General features: G+C 73.8%; 19 protein-coding genes. 2 read left to right on the top strand and 17 right to left on the bottom strand.

The annotated features are described in order from the left end of the window. Positions 1-13: 13 nt before the first annotated feature. The 7 genes from AB0D46_RS26780 to AB0D46_RS26750 all read right to left on the bottom strand — a co-directional run bounded on the left by AB0D46_RS26780 (position 14) and on the right by AB0D46_RS26750 (position 8100). Complete coding sequence (locus tag AB0D46_RS26780; protein ID WP_362881067.1) at positions 14-1240, bottom strand: cytochrome P450; 1227 nt, start codon at positions 1238-1240, stop codon at positions 14-16. A gap of 72 nt (positions 1241-1312) precedes the next feature. Beyond that, positions 1313-2503 (bottom strand): acyl-CoA dehydrogenase family protein, encoded by a 1191-nt coding sequence (locus AB0D46_RS26775; protein WP_362881066.1) that lies wholly within the window; start codon positions 2501-2503, stop codon positions 1313-1315. Between the two features lie 11 nt (positions 2504-2514). Continuing rightward, positions 2515-4884, bottom strand: a complete 2370-nt coding sequence (locus AB0D46_RS26770; protein WP_362881064.1) for an iron-containing redox enzyme family protein — start codon at positions 4882-4884, stop codon at positions 2515-2517. A gap of 1 nt (position 4885) precedes the next feature. After that, positions 4886-5941, bottom strand: a complete 1056-nt coding sequence (locus AB0D46_RS26765; protein ID WP_362881062.1) for a 3-oxoacyl-ACP synthase — start codon at positions 5939-5941, stop codon at positions 4886-4888. Beyond that, on the bottom strand, positions 5938-6864 hold the full coding sequence (locus AB0D46_RS26760; RefSeq protein ID WP_362881061.1) for an isocitrate lyase/phosphoenolpyruvate mutase family protein: 927 nt from the start codon (positions 6862-6864) through the stop codon (positions 5938-5940). Before AB0D46_RS26760 ends, AB0D46_RS26765 begins: the two co-directional genes overlap by 4 nt. Before the next feature lie 54 nt (positions 6865-6918). Beyond that, positions 6919-7734: an alpha/beta fold hydrolase gene (locus AB0D46_RS26755; protein ID WP_362881059.1), complete on the bottom strand. Its 816-nt coding sequence runs from the start codon at positions 7732-7734 to the stop codon at positions 6919-6921. A gap of 75 nt (positions 7735-7809) precedes the next feature. Continuing rightward, positions 7810-8100 carry a hypothetical protein gene (locus tag AB0D46_RS26750; protein WP_362881057.1) on the bottom strand — a complete coding sequence of 97 codons (291 nt, stop codon included), beginning with the start codon at positions 8098-8100 and terminating at the stop codon, positions 7810-7812. A 255-nt stretch (positions 8101-8355) separates the two neighbouring features. On the opposite strand from AB0D46_RS26750, the gene AB0D46_RS26745 reads away from it, so the two are divergent. After that, a complete protein-coding gene (locus AB0D46_RS26745) occupies positions 8356-9213 on the top strand; it encodes a LuxR C-terminal-related transcriptional regulator (RefSeq protein WP_362881055.1) in 858 nt (285 codons plus the stop codon). Positions 9214-9342: 129 nt separating this feature from the next. Here AB0D46_RS26745 and AB0D46_RS26740 read toward each other — a convergent pair whose 3' ends face one another. The 4 genes from AB0D46_RS26740 to gdhA all read right to left on the bottom strand — a co-directional run bounded on the left by AB0D46_RS26740 (position 9343) and on the right by gdhA (position 13917). After that, positions 9343-10260: a DMT family transporter gene (locus AB0D46_RS26740; protein WP_362881053.1), complete on the bottom strand. Its 918-nt coding sequence runs from the start codon at positions 10258-10260 to the stop codon at positions 9343-9345. Positions 10261-10351: 91 nt separating this feature from the next. Continuing rightward, entirely contained in the window at positions 10352-11137 is a 786-nt protein-coding gene (locus AB0D46_RS26735; protein ID WP_362881051.1) for an alpha/beta fold hydrolase, read from the bottom strand. Beyond that, positions 11134-12486: an acyl-CoA synthetase gene (locus AB0D46_RS26730; protein WP_362881049.1), complete on the bottom strand. Its 1353-nt coding sequence runs from the start codon at positions 12484-12486 to the stop codon at positions 11134-11136. Before AB0D46_RS26730 ends, AB0D46_RS26735 begins: the two co-directional genes overlap by 4 nt. An 81-nt stretch (positions 12487-12567) precedes the next feature. Then, a complete protein-coding gene (gene gdhA / locus AB0D46_RS26725) occupies positions 12568-13917 on the bottom strand; it encodes an NADP-specific glutamate dehydrogenase (RefSeq protein ID WP_362881047.1) in 1350 nt (449 codons plus the stop codon). A 217-nt stretch (positions 13918-14134) separates the two neighbouring features. On the opposite strand from gdhA, the gene AB0D46_RS26720 reads away from it, so the two are divergent. Next, a complete protein-coding gene (locus AB0D46_RS26720; protein WP_362881045.1) occupies positions 14135-14629 on the top strand; it encodes a DUF1772 domain-containing protein in 495 nt (164 codons plus the stop codon). Between the two features lie 44 nt (positions 14630-14673). Here the strand turns inward: AB0D46_RS26720 and AB0D46_RS26715 are convergent, their stop codons facing one another. From AB0D46_RS26715 to AB0D46_RS26690, 6 genes are all read right to left on the bottom strand, one after another. Continuing rightward, positions 14674-15252, bottom strand: a complete 579-nt coding sequence (locus AB0D46_RS26715) for an anthrone oxygenase family protein (RefSeq protein WP_362881043.1) — start codon at positions 15250-15252, stop codon at positions 14674-14676. 183 nt (positions 15253-15435) lie between these two features. After that, on the bottom strand, positions 15436-16434 hold the full coding sequence (locus AB0D46_RS26710) for a zinc-binding dehydrogenase (protein ID WP_362881041.1): 999 nt from the start codon (positions 16432-16434) through the stop codon (positions 15436-15438). A 79-nt stretch (positions 16435-16513) separates the two neighbouring features. Then, positions 16514-17245 carry a disulfide bond formation protein DsbA gene (locus AB0D46_RS26705; RefSeq protein ID WP_362881039.1) on the bottom strand — a complete coding sequence of 244 codons (732 nt, stop codon included), beginning with the start codon at positions 17243-17245 and terminating at the stop codon, positions 16514-16516. A gap of 93 nt (positions 17246-17338) precedes the next feature. Further along, a complete protein-coding gene (locus AB0D46_RS26700; RefSeq protein ID WP_362881037.1) occupies positions 17339-17974 on the bottom strand; it encodes a hypothetical protein in 636 nt (211 codons plus the stop codon). Positions 17975-18099: 125 nt separating this feature from the next. Then, a complete protein-coding gene (locus AB0D46_RS26695) occupies positions 18100-18738 on the bottom strand; it encodes a DsbA family oxidoreductase (protein ID WP_362881035.1) in 639 nt (212 codons plus the stop codon). A gap of 83 nt (positions 18739-18821) precedes the next feature. Continuing rightward, positions 18822-19733, bottom strand: a complete 912-nt coding sequence (locus AB0D46_RS26690) for an NADP-dependent oxidoreductase (protein WP_362881033.1) — start codon at positions 19731-19733, stop codon at positions 18822-18824. Positions 19734-19813 lie beyond the last annotated feature (80 nt).

Below are 19813 nucleotides of genomic sequence, written 5' to 3'. Positions count from 1 at the left end.
GGATTCCTGCGCGCTAGAGGAGCGGGATCCGAGCGTTCGCCAGAGGGCGGTAGGCGGGGGTCGCGGTGGTGGTCAAGCCTGCCGTGCGGAGTTCGGTGACGACCGCGCCGGCGAGGGCCACGGCGAGCTCCTCCCCCGGGCAGCGGTGGGCCGCCGCACCGAAGGTGAAGACCGCCGGATTCACCCGGCCGGGCGACAGGACGTCGGGGTCCGGGTTGACCGCGGGGTCCCGGTTGGCGGCGGCCAGCACCACCAGCACCTGCTGACCGGGCTCCACCTCGCGGCCCGCGTGGACGAAGGAACCGGCGGCGAACCGGCGGGTGTTCTGGATCGGGGCGTCGTACCGGACCACCTCGCGCACGAGCGCTTCGACGGCCCCCGGAGTGTCCGGCGCGGCGGCGCCCCGGGCGAGGGCGACCAGGGTGTTGCCGATCAGGCCGGCGGTGGCGTCGTAGGTCTGGGACAGGAAGCCGACGGCGTTGGAGAGCAGGGGCGCCAGGTGCGGCCAGGAGTGCCGGTCGGCGGCGCCCACCAGCTCGGCGAGCAGCCCCGAGGCGGGACCGCCGCCCGCCGGCGCCGACCGGCCGGCGCGGGCCGCGTCCAACGGCGGCGCGAGCAGTTCGCGCAGCCGGGCGGCAGCCGTGGCGGCGGCCCGCTGCTGGGCGGGGGTCGCGGAGGCGGGGATGCACTGGACGAAGTCGCCGATCGCCCGGGCCGCCTCCCGCCCGGCCCCCTCCGTCAGCCCGGCGAGCTCGGCGACCACCCGGGCCGGGACCCCGAACATCAGCTCCTCGTACGGGACTTCGCCGCCGGCCGCCAGCACCTCGCGGGTGTGCCGGGCCGCCAGTCGGGCCGCGTGCGCGGTGTCGGCGCGGCCCAGCGCCTCGGCCACCACCGCCTTCAGGCGGGCCGCGACCGGGCCGTCCGTCATGCGCACCAGGTCCCCGAAGACCTCACCGGCGGGCGTCCCGACGATCCCGGCGGGGACCGGCTCGGCCACCGGCCGCACCCGCAGCGCGTCGCTCCCCAACACCGCGCGGACCGCTGCCGCGTCGGCGGCGACCCAGGCCCCGAGCGCCTCGTCGTGGGCGAAGGGACGCTCGGCCACCAGCTGCGCGTAGCAGGGGTAGGGGTCCGGCAGGCGCACCGCGTCAACCGGGCTGACCGGACCGGCGGGACGGGCGGGGCTGACGGCACTGGAGGTATGGGAGGTACTGGCCCGGGGGCTCGTGGTGCTCACTGCCTACTCCTTGCTGAACGGGCGGTACGGGTGGGACGGGTGGTACGGAGGGGGCGCCGGGCGGGCGCCGGGTCAGGCCGTGGCGCGGGCCGCGCGGCGCATGTCGAGGGAGCCCGCGATGGCCATCCTCAGCACCTCGGAGGTGCCCTCGTAGATGCGCAACGACCGGACCTGCCGGTAGAGCCGCTCGGTGACGCCGCCCTGCACGATGCCCGCCGCGCCCAGCAGCTGTACGGCCGAGTCGACGACGCCCTGGGCGGCCTCGGTCGCGTGCACCTTGGCGATGTTGGAGTGTCGGGCGAACCGGCGGCTGCCCCGGTCGGTCTCCCACGCGGCCCGCGCCACCAGCAGCGCGGCCGCGTTCAGCTGCACCTCCATGTCGGCGAGCGAGGCCTTGACCAACTGGAGGTCGAAGAGGGTGGCCCCGTACGCCTCCCGGCCCAGCACGTGGGCCAGGGCGGTGTCGAAGGCCCGCCGGGCGAAGCCGAGTGCGGCCGCGCCGACGGTGGTGCGGAACCGCTCCAGCAGGTCCACCGCGATCACGAAGCCCTTGCCCGGCCGGCCCAGGAGCGCGTCGGCGGGCAGCCGGCACTGCTCGAAGGAGAGGTGCGCGAAGGACCGCGGGGCGATCGCGTCGATCCGCTCGACCCGCAGCCCGGGGGTGTCGGCGGGCACCAGGAAGGCGGACAGCCCCAGCGGTCCGGGGCCCTGCCCGGTGCGGGCGATGACGACGAACACGTCGGCGATGGTCCCGTTGGCGATCCACGCCTTGCGCCCGTCGAGCACGTACGAGCCGTCCTCGGCGCGCGCCGCCGCCAACCCGACGGAGGAGACGTCCGAGCCGGCCTCCTTCTCGGAGACCGCGAACGCCCCGATCAGGGTGCCGTCGGCCATCCCCGGCAGGTAACGGCGGCGCTGCGCCTCGCTGCCGAAGCGCAGCAGCGGGGTCGCGGCGAGCGCCTGGATGGAGAAGGCGAAGTCGGCGAGGTCCTCGGCGTAGGCGAGGGCCTCGCGGCGCAGGCACACCGCGCGGAAGTCGTTGACGGGGGCGCCGCGCGGGTCCAGTTCGGCGAGCCAGCCGGCCGCGCCGAGGGCGCGCACGAGGCGGCGGCCGGCGGCGTCGGGGTCCAGGGCGCGGATCTCCTCCCACAGCACCCGGTTGCTGTCGCACCAGGCTCCGGCCGACTCGGCGAGCCGGCGGTGGGAGTCCTCGTAGAAGGGCAGGGCGAGGACCTCGGGGTCGAAACTCGTCGTCAGTTCCATGGTGGGGCTCCTCAGATGACCAGGTCGGCAGGGGTCCGGGCGGTGTTCTCGGCAGCGGCAGCGGCCTCGGCCTCGGCCTCGGCCTCCGCGCGGACGCGCTTGACCAGGCCGTGTTCGACGAAGTGCGCGAAGGAGGCGTAGCCGCGCCAGACCCGGCGCCACGCGCCCTGGACGGCCTCCTCCCCGGAGGCGGTGCGCACGTCGTCGAGGAAGGCCACGATGATCTCGGCGGACTGGCGGGCGTGACCCGCCGAGAAGTTGTCGATCGACAGGTGGGCCTCTTCGTAGGAGACGTCGAGGCCGTGCCGGCGCAGTTTCTGGATCTCGTGCAGCCGCATCGCGCCGAGGCCGAACATCTCGATGCCCAGGTTGTAGCCGAGGATCTCGTGGTAGAGGCTGTCGGGGAACAGCGACAGGCAGATCTGGTGGATCGAGAAGCCGTACAGGTGGTCCGGCAGGTCCCCCTGCTGGAGGAAGGCCTCCTGCCGGATGTGCGGCAGGTCCATGTCCATGCTGGCCAGCACCTTGTGGATGATCGTGATGTGGTTCTTCGCCATGTCGCCGCGGCCCATCTCGTCCGCGTAGATGGAGAAGAGCATGTCGTCGCCGCGCCGGTGCCGGCGGCCGAGGTTGCCGACGCGGTGGGCCCAGGTGCCGTCGATGAGGCTGCCCAGGGCGTACGTGGACTGCTCGAAGACGACCTCGTCGCGCGAGGGGATTTCGGTGAGCGGCTCGTACGGGTCCACGAGCTTGTCCCGGTAGATCCGCTCGACCCGCTCCATCAGGGCTTCGGGCGTGTAGTCGAAGTACGAGGCGTCGGTGAGCACGCCCCCGGCGCCGTGCGCGAACAGCAGCTCGGCGTCGGCCAGTCCGGCCTCGGCGCGGGCCCGGGCGGCCGGCAGCACGTTCGGGTGGCGCTCGAAGTTGACGAGGCGGTGGAAGAAGCGGCGGTGGTCGTGGGTGGGCTCGGGCTCGCGCACCACCAGGTCGGCGGGTTCGACCGAGGCGAGGCGTCCGCTCCAGGCGCGGGCGGGCTCGTCCCCGGCGGTGAGCGGTACGAGGTCGGCGCCGGCGGGCTCGCCGGCGGCGACGGAGCGGGCCCAGGCGGCGAAGACGGCCGCTTCGCGCTCGTCGAAGATGCCGAACATGGGGCCGCCGAACTTGATGGACTTCAGGAACCGGCAGGGTCCGCCGTCGCGGCCGGGCCGCAGCTGGCGGGCGGTGCGGAACTCCCGTACGAAGGCGGCCGGGTCGAGCTGCCCGTCGTCGAGCCAGTCGGTGAGCTTGCGGGCGCCGAGCCGGACGGCGCGGTGCTGGCGGCCCGCGTGCGGGGCGTGCCGCTCCACGATCAGGGCCACCTTGGCGTCGAGGGAGAGCCCCTCGTGCCAGGCGGCGAGCTCGGCGAGGGCGGCGGTGTGCTCGCGTTCCAGGCGGACCAGCAGGCGTACGGCCGCCAGGGCGCGGCGGCGGTCCTCGGCGCCGGTCGGCGACTGCGCGGTGAGGGCCAGGTACTCGGCGAGGACGGGGCGTACGTCGCCCTCCGCGAGCATCGGCTCGCCGCCGATCAGCAGCTCGTCGAGGCCCAGGGCGTGGGCGGCGTAGTGCACGCCGACCACCTCGGGGAGGAAGGAGGCGGGCAGCCGGGACAGGGCCACGTGGAAGGCGGCGTGCAGGGCGGTGAGGGGACGGGCCCCGGCCGCGTCGAGGAAGGCGGCGGCCTCGACGGCGGGCAGGAACACCCCGTGCTCGGCGAGCGCCCGCCGGCGGCGGCCCAGCAGGCCGGCGTCGGCGGTGCCCTCGCCCTGGAGCAGCCAGTGCTGGCCGAAGAGGCGGCCGACGATCTCGGCGGGCTGGGTCGCGGCCTGCGAGACGGTGTCGAGCCAACAGCCGCCGATCAGGGTGAGGGGGGCGCGCTGGCGCAGCACCGCGGCGCGGACCTCGGGGTCGGGGTGCTCGCGCAACGGGGTGAGTACGGCGGCGAGTTCGGCGCGGGCGGCGGCGACGTACGCGGCGACCGCGTCGGCGTCGGCGGGCTCGGGGAGGGGGTCGTCGGCGGCGGCGTCGCCCTCGGGGGCGAGGAACGCGGCGAGGACGCGCCGGGCTGCGAGCAGGGCGGCTTCGCCCTCCTGGTCGGCGAGCAGCCGGCGGAACAGGTCGGCGGGCGGGGCGGCGGCGATGAGGGCCGCTTCGGCGGCGCCGGCCGGGGAGGCCTCGAAGGGGCCGGCGGGCAGGGAGGTGGTGAGGTCGGGCAGCGGGAAGGCGGGCCCGAAGGAACCGCGGGCCAGGTCGAGGAAACCGTCGTCGGCGGCGCCGCTCCCGAGGCCGGCGCGGGCGGTCCCGCCGCCGGTCGGGTCGGCGCCCGTGGTCGTGTCGGTGGACATGTCAGCGGCCTTCCCGTCGGGCAGTGGTGGCGGTGGTCGGGGCGGGGTCGGCCGGGGCGCCGGCGGGTGTCGGGAGTCGGCGCAGCAGGACGCCGATGCGGACGCCGGGGACGCTGGACGCCAGCAGGTAGTGCCCGTGGGGCTTGAGCGCGCCGGCCGCCGCCCGGTCGACGAGGTTGATCAGCGGGTCGGCGGCGAAGCAGTGGCCGACGCGCGGGATGTTGTCGAGGAAGAGCTGGTCGCGGCCGAAGCCGGCTTGGCGTTCCTTGAGGACGACGAGCGGCTTGTAGAGGTTGGGGTGCAGCACCCCGTGGATGTCGCCGATCTTCATGCCGGCGTCGTCGAGGATCCGGTCGTTGACCTCGCGGGCGAGGTCGGAGCTGATCTCGTTGGACCAGTCGAGGCCGGCCGGGTCCTGCGCGCCGGCCCCGGCGACGATCTCGTACGCGTCCGGGCCGATCGGCGCGGCGGCGACCAGGCAGGAGGCGGCGCCGTCGCTGAACAGGGCGAAGTTGTCCATCCGGACGGACTCGTCGGTGACCCGGTCGGCGGTGACGACGACGACCCGGCGGTACATGCCCGCGGCGACGTACGCCTGGGCCGTGCGGATGCCCGCCAGGAGGTTTGCGCAGCGGCCGAGGGTGAGCCCGATGAAGGCGGCGGCGCCGAGGCCCGTGGCGGCCAGCACGTTCTCCACGAACGTGCCGTGGGTGCGCGGGCCGCCGGGGAAGCGGGTGGAGCACAGGATGAGGCAGTCGACGTCCGACGGGGCGACGCGGGCCGCGTCGAGGGTGGCCCGCACGGTCTCCGCGGCCAGGGTCTCCAGGCACTTGGCGGTGCGGTGGACGCTCCCCCAGCCCCAGAGTTCGGCGCGGGGCGGCATGCCGAACCGGCGGGCGCGCTCGGCGAGTCCCTCGATGGAGGTGTGGTCGTCGTGGAGTTCGCCGAGTACGTAGCGGGGCGCGGACAGGTGGACGACGGGCGCGGCGGCGGGTGTCGCGGGCGCCGCGCCGGCGGTGACGGGGGCGGGGTCGGGTAAGGCGTGCGGAAGGCTCACGGTGCCGGTTCGCTCTCTCGGTCGGCGGACGGGGCGGGGTCGGCCAGGAGTTCGTTGGCCTCGGCGTACGGGAGGGCGTCCGCGCCGAAGCCGAAGGTGCCGAGCTCGCTGATCTCGCGGGCGGCCCGGGTGAGGGCGCCGAGGGCGGCGCGCGACAGCGCCGATCCGGTGCTGACGCGGCGTACGCCGAGGGCGCCGAGGTCGGCGACGGACAGCGGCAGGGCGCCGCCCATCAGGACGTTGACGGGCCGGTCGACGGCCGCGCAGACGGCGCGGATGGCGTCCGCGTCGGGCAGGGCCGGGGCGTAGAGGACGTGGGCGCCGGCGACCTCGTAGGCCCGCAGGCGGCGGATGGTGTCGTCGAGGTCGGGGCGGCCCTGGAAGAAGTTCTCGGCGCGGGCGGTGACGGTGAAGGGGAAGTCGAGCCCCTTCGCCGCCTCCACGGCCGCGGCGACGCGCTCGACGGCCTCCTCCAAGGGGCGTACGGGGTCCTCGTCACGCCCGGTGGAGTCCTCGACGGAACCGCCGACGAGGCCGGCGGCGGCGGCGAGGCGGATGGTCTCGGCGACGTCCTCGGGACGTTCGCCGAAGCCGCTCTCCAGGTCGGCGGTGACGGGCAGGTCGGTGGCCGCGATGATCGCGGCGGCGTTGGCGAGGAGCTCGGCGCGGCCGACGCGGTTCGCCCCGTCGGGGCGGCCGAGGCTGTGGGCGAGGCCGGCTCCGGTGGTGGCGAGCGCGGCGAAGCCGAAGGAGGCCAGGACGCGGGCGGATCCCGCGTCCCAGGGGTTGGGGACCACGAAGGGGCGCGGGCCCTCGTGCAGGTCCCGGAAGGCGATGGCGCGCCGCAGTCGGGCGGCGGCGGGGGTTTCGGAGAGGGGCGCGTCGGGCGCTTCGGGCGCGTCGAAGGAAGCCGCGTGGTTCATGGAGGTCCTCGCTGGTGAGCTGCCGGCGTGCGTCGGCCGGGGGGCGGATCGGGGTCAGATCAGCTCAACGTACTCATCCCCGACGGGCGTCGCGGCCGCGGCCGCACGGGCCAGCGGGCGCAGGACGCGGGTGACGGCGTCCGGCCGACCCTCGAAGTAGAAGTGGCCGCCGTCGGCCCAGTGCCGTCGCGGCGGCGTGGCGCATTCGCGGGCCCAGGCGTCCAGCGCGGCCGCGTCGACGTGCGGGTCCTCGGTGCCGTTGAGCAGGGTGACCGGGACGTCGAGGGGGGCGGCGGGCCGGTAGCGGTAGCCGGCGACGAGCCGGAAGTCGGCCTTCAGGTGCGGGAGGAGCAGTTCCTGGAGGGTCTCGTCCTCGACGACCTCGGGCGGCAGTCCGCCGAAGAAGCCGACGGCCTCGGTGAAGGCCCGGCCCTCCAGTCGAGCGGTGTCGACCACGCGGCGGGTCGGCAGCAGGCAGGGGGCGCTGCATCCGGAGACGACGAGGCCGGCGAAGCCGCGTACGCCGTCCAGGCGGCGGGCGACCTCGAAGGCGAGGGCGGCGCCGAAGCTGTGGCCGAAGAGCAGGAAGGGCTGGCCGGCGGCGGTGGTGGCGAGGGCGATGGCGGCGGCCGCGCCGTCGGCGAGGTCGGCGACGGAGGTGAGGGCCGGTTCACGGAAGCGGTGGCCCCGGCCGGGCGGGCAGACGGCGAGGATCCGCGCGTCCGTTCCCAGGTCGGCCTGCCAGCCGAGGAAGGTCCGGGGGTTCCCGCCGGCGTGCGGGAAGCAGTAGACGCGGGTGGCGGCCGTGGCACCGTCGTCGGCGGCGGCGGTGGTCTCGGAGGTCAGGAACCAGGGGGAGGGGGCAACCACGAGGATCAGCCATTCTGTTGCCGGTCGGTCAGTGGCGGGAGGGGACGCAGTGCAGGACGGGACGGCGGCGGACGGTCAGTTCCAGCCAACGTCGTTGGTGGGCCCGGGGGTGGGGTGGGTGGGGGCCGGCGTCGGGGTGGTCGTGCCGGGCTGCGGGTTGTTCCAGCCCACGTCACCGGCGACCACGTGCGGGTTCGTGTTGTTCCAGCCGACGTCGCCGAGCCGCAGGTGGCTGCCGGAGTCGGTGGTGAGGGCGCCCTGGGCGATCCCGGTGACGACCGTGCCGACGCCGAGGGCGACGCCCGCCGCGGCGAGTGCGACGCGACCGCGGATTCCCGAAACGCGGCCGGTCCGACGAGTCACCATGTGGTTCTTCCCCATTTTGCCCAGTCCCCTCAAGTCGTTTCGTGTTCGGTCATTCCAGGAACGCCAAACCGAGGCGGTTTCCGGCGGTGGTGATCGTCGGGCGCCTTCTGCGTGTTCGTTCCTGCGGTGAGACCAAATCTCCCCTGCCGGGTCACGACCAGGTAGACCTACGATGGCTCCGGTTTACGCATTGCGGGAACCGACGGGGTCCAGAACGCCACAGACAGCTGCATACCGGACAGACAGGGGTGGCACGTGGACGTAGTCAAATACGTCGAAACCGCACAGAGCGGTGCACCTGAAGCGCTGTGTGCGGCCGCGGCGGGGGAACCGCAGGCGTTCTTGCGGGAACTCGCAACGCACCTCGGGCTGTTGGCCCAGGAAGCCGCGCAGCAGGCCGCGCGCCCGGCCGTCGCCGCGGCGGTGGAGGCCGGCGCGGACGAGGTGGTGGTGGGCCCCGGGGTCCGTTACTTGCATGGCCTGGGCAGCATCTCCACGGCGATCAACGACGCCCTCGGCGCGGTCCGGCGGGACATCCTCACCGCGCAGCCCGACGGGGCGCGGCCGAGCGCGGTCCTGAAGGAGGCGCTGGAATCGGTGCGCCGGCACATCTCGGCGGGGATCGCGATGCGAACGCTCTATCAGCACACCACGCGATTCGACGAGGCGACGAAGGAATATGTCCGTGCGGTTACCGAATACGGAGCCCAGGTTCGCACATTGGAGGAATTCTTCGACCGGCTGATCATTGTGGACGACATCGCCTTCATTTCGGCGAACGAGGACCGTACCACGGCGATCTCCATTACCGAACCGACGATCGTACGATTTCTCCGCGACACGTTCGACAAGGCCTGGGACCGGGCGAAGCCCTTTCCCTTCGTGCCGCTGCACGCCGCGAAAGCGGCGGACGAAGTGGTTCCGGCGATCCGGGAGTCGATCAGTCGGCTGCTCGTGGAGGGCTACGCGGACAAGGCGATCGCCCGCCGCATCGGGATCAGCGAGCGTTCCCTCCAGGCCCACATCGCGGCCATCAAGCAGGAGATGGGCGCCCTCAACCGCTTGCAGCTCGGCTACCTGCTGGGGCGCAACGAGGCCACGTACGTCCTGTGACCCGCCCCCGGGCGGGGGCGGGTCACCGTGGGGCGGTCGAGGGGCGTACGGGGCGCCTCGGACCGTGCGTCCGGGCGGGACGGAAACCGGACGGCCGCCCGCCCCGAACGGCCCGCCCCGCCATGGCGGTTACTTTCCCGCAGCGACCTCCGTCGGCGCGGGCTCGGGCCGCCTGCGGGAGACCGCGACGCCGCCGAGGCAGATCGCCCCGCCCAGCAGGGTCAGCCAGCCCGGGACCTCGTCCAGCGCGAACCAGGCGATGACCACCACCACGGCGGGCACCGCGTACGTGGTGGCGCCCATCTTCCCGGCGGTGGTGCGCGACAGCGCGTACGTCCAGGTGGTGAAGGCGAGGGCGGTCGGGAACAGGCCCAGGTAGACCATGTTCAGGGTGGCGCCGAGCGGCGCCTCGGGGAGCTGGGAGATCAGCTGCCAGGCGAAGGGCAGGGTGCACACCGTGCCGACGAAGCAGCCGTACGTCGTCACCTGGAGCGGAGTGGCGTGGCGCAGCGCGGGCTTCTGCGAGACCACCCCGGCCCCGTAGGCGAGCGCGGCGACCAGGCACAGCAACACGCCGAGGATCGAGGAGGAGCCGCCGTGGGAGGTGGACACGCCGACGACGGCCGCGCCGACGAAGGACACGCCCATGCCCGCGAGCAGCATCGGCGGAAAACCCTCCTTCAGCAGCCAGCCGCTGAGCAGGGCGATGACGATGGGGCCGATGTTGACGACCATCGCCGCGGTACCGGCGTCGACCTCCTGTTCGCCCCAGTTCAGCGTCACCATGTACAGCCCGAACCAGAGCACCCCGGAGACGAGGATCCCCGGCCAGGCCTGACGCGGCGGCAGCGGCACCCGCTTGACCAGGAGTACGACGCCCAGCGCGACCGAGGCCGTCAGCAGCCGCCCCAGCGCGAGCGCCCCGGGGCCGTAGTGCTCGGCCGCTGAGCGGATGGAGACGAAAGCGGAGGCCCACAGCACGACCGTGACGGAAGCCGCGAGGAGGGCGCGATGATCGGTTCTGGGATCGCCAGCCGTTTGGTCCATGCGAGCAACGTACCGACGCCCCCCGGCCCTGCCTAGATGATCTCCGGCGGGATCCGGCCGGCCGGGCCGCGGTGGGCCCGGCCGCCGCCCGTCAGGCTCCGGCGAAGGCCGAAAGGTCCTCGGTGAGCGCCCGGACCACCGCGTCGTGCTGCTCCGCCAGGTAGAAGTGCCCGCCGGGGAACGACCGGAAGGTGAAGGCGGCGCCGGTCAGCCGGCGCCAGTCCATGGCCCCGGCCGGGCTCGCCCGCGGGTCGGACTGCCCGCAGAGCACGCTGACGGGGGTGTTCAGGGGCGGCCCCGGCTCGTAGCGGTACGTCTCGATCGCCTTGTAGTCGCTGCGCAGCGACGGCAGGATCAGCTCCCGGAAGTCCGGGTCCGCGAGCAACCGCGGGTCGGTGCCGGAGAGTTCGCCCAGTCGGGCGAGGAGGGCGGCGTCGCCCTCGAGGTGGGTGGTGCCCTCCTCGGGCAGCAGCGGGGAGCGCCGGCCGGACAGGACGAGGCCGCGCGGGGCCGCGTCCGCCCGCTCCAGCCGGCGGGTCAGTTCGAAGGCGAGGACGGCGCCCATGCTGTGCCCGAAGAGCACCAGGGGCCGTTCCCGCCAGGGCAGCAACGCCCGCTCGACCTCGTCGACGAGTCCCGTCACCGTCTCGGGGCTCGGTTCGCCGAAGCGGTCCTGGCGGCCGGGGTACTGGACGGTGAGCACTTCGGCGTGCGGGGCCAGGTCCCGGGAGAGCGGGAAGTAGAAGGAGGCGTTGCCGCCGGCGTGCGGGAGCACGACGAGGACGGGGGCGTCCTGCGGGCGCACCGCGGTGTGGAAGCGGCGGATCCACGGACTGCCGGTGGCGCGGACGTCCCTGGTGGTCTTGGCGATGGTCATGCGTGGTCCCCGGTGTCGTCCGTCAGCAGGAGCTTCTTCTGCGGTTTGCCCATGGCGTTGCGCGGTACGGCGGCGATGAACCGGACCTCGCGCGGTCGTTTGTGCACCGACAGGTGCGCGGCGACGAAGTCGGTGAGTTCGCCGCCCGTGACGCCTTCGGCGACGACGAAGGCGACGATCCGCTGTCCGAGGTCGGCGTCGGGGACGCCCACCACGGCCGCCTCGCTCACCTTGGGGTGGTCGAGCAGCGCGTTCTCGATCTCGCCGGCGCCGATCCGGTACCCGCCGGACTTGATCATGTCGATGGAGGCCCGGCCGACGATCCGGTGGACCCCGTCGGTCCCGTCGACGGCGGCGATGTCGCCCGTACGGAACCACCCGTCCTCGGTGTACGCGGCGGCGGTGGCCTCCGGGCGGCCCAGGTAGCCGGAGAACAAGGTGGGTCCGGTCAGCTGGAGTTCGCCGATCTCCGCGCCCGGTTCGGCCGCGATGCGGGTCCGGATGCCGGGCAGCGGGGTGCCGACGGCGCCCGGGTGGACCTCGCCACCGGCGCGGCCGCTGAGGGTGATCAGGGTTTCCGTCATCCCGTACCGCTCGACCGGCCGGTGGCCCGTCAGGCGTTCCAGGTCCCGGAAGACCGGGGCGGGCAGGGCGGCGCTGCCGGAGACGAGGAGGCGGGCCCCGGACAGGGCCGCGGCGGCCTCCGGGTCGGCGGCGATGCGGGACCAGACGGTGGGCACCCCGAAGTAGAGGCTGCCGGCCGCCTCCGCGTAGGCCCTCGGGGTGGGGCGGCCGGTGTGCACGAGCCGGCTGCCGGTGCGCAGCGCGCCGAGCACGCCGAGGACCAGGCCGTGCACGTGGAACAGCGGGAGCCCGTGGACGAGGGTGTCCTCGGCGGTCCACTGCCAGGCGTCGGCGAGCGCGTCGAGGTCGGCGGTGATCGCGGCGCCGCTCAGGACGACGCCCTTGGGCGGCCCGGTGGTGCCGGAGGTGTACAGGATGAGCGCGGGGTCGGCGGTGGGTGCGCTCGGCAGGGGGCGGGCGGGGGCCCGGCGGGCGAAGTCGACGTCGATCTCGTCGGCGCCGGAGTCCCGCAGGATGTGCGCGCGCTCGGCGGGTCCCGCGTCGGGCGGCAGAGGTACGAGCGGCACCCCGGCGAGCAGGGCGCCGACGGTGGCCGCGACGGTCTCCAGCGAGGCGGTCGCCGTCACCGCGAACGCCGCCCGGCCCGCCACGTCGGCGGCGACGGCGCTCGCGGCGCCCAGCAACTCCTCGTACGAGGCGGTCCGTCCGGCGACGCTCAGGGCGTCCTTCCGGTCGCCGTACGTCCCGTCAAGCGCGCTCAGCACGGGTGGCTCCCTGTCAGTGGTGGAAGGCCAGGCTACGGCCCCCGGCCCGGTGTCCGGGCCGGGGTGCCCCGGCTTCCGGCGTCAGATCACGCCCTGGGCGAGCATCGCGTCGGCGACCCGCTCGAAGCCGGCGATGTTGGCGCCGGTGACGTAGTCGCCCGGTGCGCCGTACCGCTCGGCCGTCTCGTGGGCCACCGTGTGGATGTCGCGCATGATGCCCGCGAGTTCCTCCTCGACCCGGTCCGCGCTCCACGCGGTGCGGCCGGCGTTCTGGGCCATCTCCAGGGCGCTGACCGCGACTCCGCCCGCGTTGGCGGCCTTGCCGGGGCCGAAGGCGACGCCGGCCTCCTGGAAGAGGTGGACGGCCTCGGGGGTGGTGGGCATGTTGGCGCCCTCCGAGACGGCCTTGACGCCGGCGGCGATGAGCGCGCGGGCGTCGTCGGCGCCGAGTTCGTTCTGGGTGGCCGAAGGGAAGGCCACGTCCGCCGGGACCTCCCAGACCCGGCCCCCGGGCACGAAGCGGGCGGAGGAGCCGCGGCGCTGCGCGTACTCGCTGACGCGCCCGCGCTCGACCTCCTTGATCTGCCGCAGCAGCGCGAGGTCGATGCCCTTGTCGTCGATGACGTAGCCCTGGGAGTCCGAGCAGGTCAGCGGGTTGGCGCCGAGCTGCTGGAGCTTCTCGATGGTGTACAGGGCGACGTTGCCGGAGCCGGAGACGACGGCGGTGAGGCCGTCGAGGGCCTCGCCGCGGACGGCGAGCATCTCGGCGGCGAACAGGACGCTGCCGTAGCCCGTGGCCTGCGGACGGATCGCGGAGCCGCCCCATCCGGTGCCCTTGCCGGTCAGGACGCCGGCCTCCCAGCGGTTGGTGATGCGGCGGTACTGGCCGAAGAGGTAGCCGATCTCGCGGCCGCCGACGCCGATGTCACCGGCCGGGACGTCCGTGTGCTCGCCGATGTGGCGGTACAGCTCGGTCATGAACGACTGACAGAAGCGCATGACCTCCGCGTCCGACCTGCCGTGCGGGTCGAAGTCGCTGCCGCCCTTGCCGCCGCCGATGCCCAGCCCGGTCAGGGCGTTCTTGAAGATCTGTTCGAAGCCGAGGAACTTCACCACGCCGATGTCGACCGACGGGTGGAAGCGGAGGCCGCCCTTGTACGGGCCGAGCGCGCTGTTGAACTCGACGCGGTAGCCGCGGTTGACGTGGACCCGGCCGCGGTCGTCCGTCCACGGCACGCGGAAGATGATCTGCCGCTCGGGCTCGACCAGCCGCTCCACGAGGCCCGCTTCCGCGTACTCGGGACGGGCGGCGAACACCGGGGCCAGCGTGTCCAGGACCTCGCGCACGGCTTGGTGGAACTCGGGCTGGGCGGGGTTGCGGCGCTCGATGTCGGCCCGCAATGCGTCCAGCCGGTGCTTCGGTTCGGTCACGGTCTGTTTCCTCTCCAGGCTTCGCGGGCGGGCGTGCGGGCCCGCGGAAGCGGAGGGTACCTCGTGGCCCTGTGGGCGCCGAAGGGTGTCCATCGGTTGAAACCGGGTGCTAACCGGCTCATCGGTCTTCCCCGTACGCCCGTGGATCTCCGCCCGTAGGATCGGCGCGTCCGTCAGCTGGATGACCGGATTTCGACTGCGTACGGGGGAGATCGACATGGAAACGGCACGGTTCGCGTCACTGATCGCGGCGACGATCACCATGGGCCTGGTCAGCGGCCTTTTCTACGGGTTCTCGGTGGCGGTGATGCCCGGTCTGCGGGCCACCGGCGACCGGACCGTGGTCGAGGTGATGCAACGGATCAACGTGGCGATCCTCAACGGCTGGTTCATGCTGGGCTACCTGGGGGCGCTGGTGTTCACCGGGCTCGCCGTGGGCCTGCACGTCCCGGCCGACGGGCGGGCGGCGCTGGGGCCGCTGATCGGGGCGTTCGTCTGCTACGTGCTGGCGATGGTGGTGACCGGCGTGGTGAACATCCCGCTCAACAACGCGCTGGCGCAGGCCGGTCCGGCCGACGCCCTCGCCGACCCGGCCGCCGTCCGGCGGGCCTTCGAGGGCCCGTGGGTGCGGGCGAACGTCTGGCGCGCCCTGCTGTGCACGGCCGCGACGGGCCTGCTGGCCTGGGCGCTGGTCCTGCACGGCGGCGCCTGATCCCCGGGACGGCCCCCGCCCGTGCGGGGGCCGTCCCGGCCCGGTCAGCGCGCCGTGGCGCGGCCGTGCAGCAGCACGGCCCGGACGAGGGCGACGAGCGCCAGCGTGGAGAGCAGGGTGCGGAGGACGTTCGTGGTCACCCAGGTGCCCTGGAACTTGTCCACCACCGGCGCGGCGGAGCCCGCCGCGCCGGCCGCGTCCGCGAGCTCGTCGTTCAGCGGGATGTTCACCGCGAAGGTGATCACCAGGACGGCGAGGTAGGCGACGGCGGCCGCCCCCGCCCAGAGCGCGATCGTACGGTGGCCCGTGCGCAGGGAGACCAGCGCGGCGGCGGCGGTGGTGAGCAGGGCCAGGACGAAGACGCTCCCGAAGAGGCCGTTGCCGTCGATGGCCGCGTTGAAGCGGTCCATGGCGGCGACGTACGCGGCGTCGTCGAGCCGGGCGAGGCCCGGCATCACCGAGACGTCGAAGGCGAAGAACAGGCCGGCCATCAGCCCGACGAGCACCGTCGACAGCCCGAGCAGCACCCCGGCGGCCCGTGTACCGATCCCGGCGGCCGCGGCCGCTTGTCCCGTCGCCCGGCCCTGTGGATCCTGCCCCGGTACCGCTCTGTCCGGATTCATGACGCGTCCTCACCTGCAGTCGGCGGGCCCCGTACCCGCGCGCGGAGCCGATCGTGACATCCGTGGGACCCGCCTGTCAGGGCAGCGGAGCGTCGCACCGGACGCGACCGGCCCCGCGGGCCGGAGCCTGCGGGGCCGGTGGCGGCCGTTCCGGTGCCGGAGGGCAGCGGCCGGGCGGTGGGGTCAGGCGGTGTGTTCCGGGATCAGGACGATCCGGCCGATCTGCGCGCGGGACTCGATCAGCCGGTGCGCCTCGGCGACCTCGTGCAGCGGCAGGGTCGCGTGCACGGCGTGCCGGACCGTGCCGTCGGCGAGCCGGTTGGCCAGGTCCTCGTGGTTGCGCAGGTATTCCTTGGGGCGGGCGGCGCGCCAACGCGAGAGCGCGAAGCCGGTCAGGAACTTCATCTCGATGAGCTCCATGGGCGAGACCTTGGGGATCTCCAGGCCGCCGCCGGCCGAACCGTAGAACACGAGGCGCCCGAAGGGGGCGAGGAGGCCCACTCCCTGGCGCAGCACGTCGCCGCCGACGCTGTCGAGGATGACGTCGACGCCCTTGCCGCCCGTCGCCGCGCGGACCTCCTCGGCCCAGTCGTCGCGGCTGTAGTCGATGACGACGTCCGCGCCCAGACCCCGTACGAAGTCCAGCTTGTCGGCGGAGCCGGCGGTGCCGATGACCAGGCCCGCGCCCGCCGCCCTGGCCAACTGGACGGCGAGGTGGCCGATGCCGCCGGACGCCGCGTGCACGAGGACGCTCTCACCGGGCCGCAGGGCCGCGGTGCCCAGCGTGCCGGCGGCGATCGGGCCCGGGGAGGGCAGCGCGGTCGCCTGCGCGGCGTCGAGGCCCTCGGGGACGGGCAGCACCGTGGCGGCGTCGACCACCGCGTAGTCGGCGTAGGCGCCGTTGAGGGTGAACGCGCCGACGCGGTCGCCCTCGTGGATGTCCGTCACACCGGCGCCGACGCCCGCGACGCGGCCGATGACGTCCCCGCCGAGGACGATCGGGAACTGCGGGCGCCACATGGGAGCGGGGAAGATGTTCCGCCGCATCTGGGTCTGCGCGAAGCCGACGCTGACGGCCTCGGCGGCGATGAGGACCTCGCCCGGGCCCGGCGTCGGAACGGGTGCTTCCTCCACGCGGAGGACATCCGGGTCCCCGTACTCGTGGATTCGGATGATGCGCATCTGACTTCCTCCGGTCGTGCCGCGGAGCGGAAAGAGAAACGGACGGTAAAGGGGGGCCGGCCCGGCCGGGGGCCGGGAACTAGCCGGTGACGGGCGCCGAGCGGCCCGTGCTCTGCTTCAGTTCGAAGAAGTCCGGGTCGGCGGCCAGCGTCGCGAAGGCGCTCCACAGCTCGGCCGCCCGTTCGCCGCGCGGGATCGCGGACAGCACCGGCCCGAACTGGCCCGGGCCGCCGTCCACCGAGATCGTCGGTACGCCGATCAGTTCCTGACCGAGGTCGTGGTCGGGGACCCGGCCGTGGGAGGCCCGCAGCTGCTCGTCCCACTCCTCGGCGTCCAGCGCCGCCAACAGGGATGCGGGCAGGCCGAGTTCCTCCAGGGCCTGGGCGCAGCCCGGCTCGACGCCGTCCAGCGCCCGGTGCATGGCCTCGCGGAAGTCGGAGTCGGCCGCGGTGCGCACCGGCTCGAAGATGCCGCCCGCGCCGTGGAAGCGGTTGCCGAGCGCCGTGTAGAGCGGGCCGACGACCTCGTCGCCGTGGGCCGCGCGGGCGGCGGCGATCAGCCTGACCGGCCCCCAGTAGCGGCCGAGGAGGGCGCGACGGGCCTCGGGGACCTCGGGGCCGCTGTTGAGGAGCGCCAGGCTCATCTCGTGCCACCGCAGGGTCAACGGCAGCCGTTCGGCGGCCTCCAGCACCCAGCGGGAGGTGATCCAGGCGAAGGGGCAGAGGGGATCGAACCAGAAGTCGACCGTCCGGCCGCCGGTTCCGTCCGTGTGCTCGGCCCGCGGGGCGGACGCGCTGTCGGTGTGTGGCATGTCTGTGGAGCTCCCCGGGGTGAGGGTGCGGGCGGGCGGGCGCGGCCGCCGAGAGGGATCGGCGGCCGCGCCCGGGGCCTGTCGGACCGTGGATCAGTAGCCGACCTGGGTGGTCGAGAACGTGACGGGCTGCGCCGGGTCGGCGTAGCACTGGAAGGGGTCCCACTCGTTGGTGGTCGGCTGGAGACGGTTCCAGCCGAACGCGGTGTCGGTGAAGCTGGAGCCGCCGGCGCCCGTGGTGAGGGTGCCGCTGCCCGGGGCGCGCAGGGTGACTTCGAGGTTCGGGAAGTCGAACTCGACGCCGCCGGCCCACTCGCCGTCCGACTTCACGCGCAGGTCGTTGCCGGTCCGCTCGACCCACTGCTTGGCGGTGCCGAGGTTGCTGCCGCCGGTCAACTTGTAGCTGAGGACGGTGGCGTTGGCGGGCACCTTGTAGTTGAACGAGATGGTGTTCAGGAGCTTGTTGTAGTCGGCGACGGCCTTGATCGGCGCCGAGTCGAACGTCACCTTGAAGGTGTGGAACGGGGCGACCTTGGTCGGCGCCGTGGTGGTGAAGTTACGGCTGTACTCGACCGGTATCCACTCACCGGAGAGCCGGGTCTGGCAGACGTACGGGAGCGTCGTCGAGACGGTCGCGGCGGCGGCCGGACCCGACGTGGCGAGTACTCCCGTCAGGGCCAGACCGAGCGAACCCACCATGCCACCGGTCAGCTTCCACTTGCGCTGCACTGTTGTTCCCTTTCGGAGCCCGTCGGCGGGGAGGTGTCCCCGCCTGGTTGATCACTTTTCAGGAGCCTGCTGGAGATCCGTTGGAGGAAGGATCCAGCCAACCAGGCGGGTTCACGCTCCCCGGGTCAGGCCTTCGCGCGCTGGGCCCAGGCCGCTTCGAGAGCGGCCGTCAGCGCGGCCGGGTCCTGCACCCCGGACACCGGCGGGCGTCCGTCGATCACCACGGAGGGCACCCCGCCGACGCCGAGGGTGACGGCGCGGCGTTCGTCCGCGGCGACCCGGTCCGCGTAGCGGTCGCCCTCCAGCAGTTCCTTGACCTCGTCGGCGTCGAGGCCGGCCTTCGCGGCGATGCCGGACAGCACGGCCGGGTCGGCGACGTTCAACGCGTCGGTGTGGTAGGCGTGGAACAGGCCTTCCAGTACCGCGTCGACCCGGTCGCGATCGGCGGCCAGGTGGATCAGCCGGTGGGCGTCGAAGGTGCTGACGGGACGGGACGCGTGGAGGTTCAGCTCCACGCCCTCCTGCTCGCCGTTCGAGCGGATCAGCGCGATCCGCGCGGGTACGGCGGCCGGGTCGGTCCACTGCTCCATGGCCTCGGCCGCGGTGGGGCCGGGGACCCCGTCCGCGTCGGGGGCCAGCTCGAAGCTGCGCCACACCACTTCCACCGCGTCGCGGTGCGCGAACCCGTCGAGGGCCTTCGCGATGCGGCTCTTGCCGATGTAGCACCACGGGCACAGGACGTCGGAGTAGATCTCGATCTTCATGCGTAACGCTCCTCACTACGCGCCGCCTGTCGACCCGGACCGGCGGCTGCCGCTCCGGGCGGCGGCGCCGACTGCGTCCCGTCTCAGGCGACGGTGACGACGACCTTGCCCCGCACGTGTCCGGTCTCGACCTCGCGGTGGGCGTCGGCGGCCCGCTCCAGCGGGAAGGTCCGCGAGACCTCGACGCGGAGCTTGCCCGCGGCGTAGAGCGCGGTGAGCTCGGCGAGTCGGGCCTGCGCGCGGCGGCTGAAGATGCCGCGCACACCGAGCTCCTCCAGCCGCTCGAAGGCGACCAGGGTGCCGATCCGGTTCTTGTCCTTGACCAGTTCCACCGAGTCGTCGACGGCTACGCCGCCGATGCCGTCGAGGGCGGCGGTGACCCCCTGCGGCGCGAGCGCGCGCACCCGCTCCACCAGGCCCTCGCCGTAGACGACCGGGGTGGCGCCGAGTTCGCGCAGGTAGTCGTGGTTGCGCTCGCTGGCGGTGCCGATGACCGTGGCGCCGCGCTCCTTGGCGAGCTGCACGGTGATGGTCCCGACCCCGCCGGCCGCGGCGTGGACCAGAAGGGTGTCGCCCTCGCCGACGGCGAGGTCCTCCAGGGCGGTGTGGGCGGTCTGCGCGGACGCGGAGAACGCCCCGGCGACCTCCCACGGCATGTTGGCCGGCTTGAGGACGACCTGGTCGACGGAGACCACCAGGTATTCGGCGTAGCAGGACAGGATCGCCCAGCCGAGGACCTCGTCGCCGACGGCGAAGGCGTCGACGCCCTCGCCGAGCTCGTCGACGACACCGGCGAAATCGTTGCCGACCTTCTGCGGGAACTCCAGGGTCGCCCCCGGCGGCGTCCAGCCTCCGCGGACGGCGCAGTCGTAGGCCTGCACGCCGGCGGCCTTGACCCGGACGCGGATCTGCCCCTCGGCCGGGCGGGGGGTGTCGACCTCCGCGACCTCCAGTACCTCGGGACCGCCGAACGCGTTGAACACCGCTGCCTTCATAGGACACTTCCTTACTTCGTGCGTGGGATTTCCGGCCCGGGGCTCGTGGCCGTCCGGGCCGCCGGCGGCGATGGGTCGGG

This window comes from Streptomyces sp. NPDC048383 (assembly GCF_040651775.1).
Classification (GTDB): domain Bacteria; phylum Actinomycetota; class Actinomycetes; order Streptomycetales; family Streptomycetaceae; genus Streptomyces.
The sequence above is the reverse complement of the archived record's forward strand: the minus strand, read 5'-3'. Positions and strand labels throughout refer to the sequence as shown.